The 574-nt window shown below is 34.1% G+C and carries 1 protein-coding gene and 1 pseudogene; both read right to left on the bottom strand.

Going from position 1 to position 574, the window contains the following annotated elements; translation table 11 throughout:
• A partial coding sequence (locus IDG60_RS21605) for a hypothetical protein (RefSeq protein WP_241013310.1) occupies positions 1-67 on the bottom strand: 67 nt, incomplete at its 3' end.
• Positions 68-451: 384 nt separating this feature from the next.
• Positions 452-574 (bottom strand): annotated as a pseudogene (locus IDG60_RS00305) (nitronate monooxygenase); the annotation flags it as partial.

Raw genomic sequence — 574 nt, 5'->3', positions numbered from 1 at the left:
TTTGGCGTTCTAAATCTTCATATAATGAATAGTGATCACCCCAACCTGTTAATCCGATGTTTATCATATATATCACCAATGTCATCATACCATATAACTTTTATCATAATCATTTCAGCGAACTTTAATTTGATGTTTTCGCTTGATTAAAATCTTTCGGCGATCTTCAGCTTGATGTTTTCGTTTGATTATAATCATTTCAGTGAACTTTAGCTCGATAATTTCGTTTAATTATAATCATTTCGGTGACCTTCAGCTCGATAATTTCGTTTGATCATAATCATTTCAGCGAACTTTAGTTTGATGTTTTCGTTTGACTATAATCATTTCAGCGAACTTTAGTTTGATAATTTCGTTTGACTAGATTGGTAAAATAGAAACGCAATCCACAAAAATGGCAAGCACTAAAATAATGTTTGGGAGTGCTTGTGCTTTTGTGGATTGCGGTCGATTATTTATATTGCATGATTTGATTAATTTGATTGATTATATTGGACATGATGGTGTTGGCGGGATGCGTTGTTGCTAGTCGCGGGCTTTGTCCACTCCACATATGTGTTAACTCTTTGTCGCC

Source organism: Staphylococcus sp. EG-SA-2 (assembly GCF_017152085.1).
The sequence above is the reverse complement of the archived record's forward strand: the minus strand, read 5'-3'. Positions and strand labels throughout refer to the sequence as shown.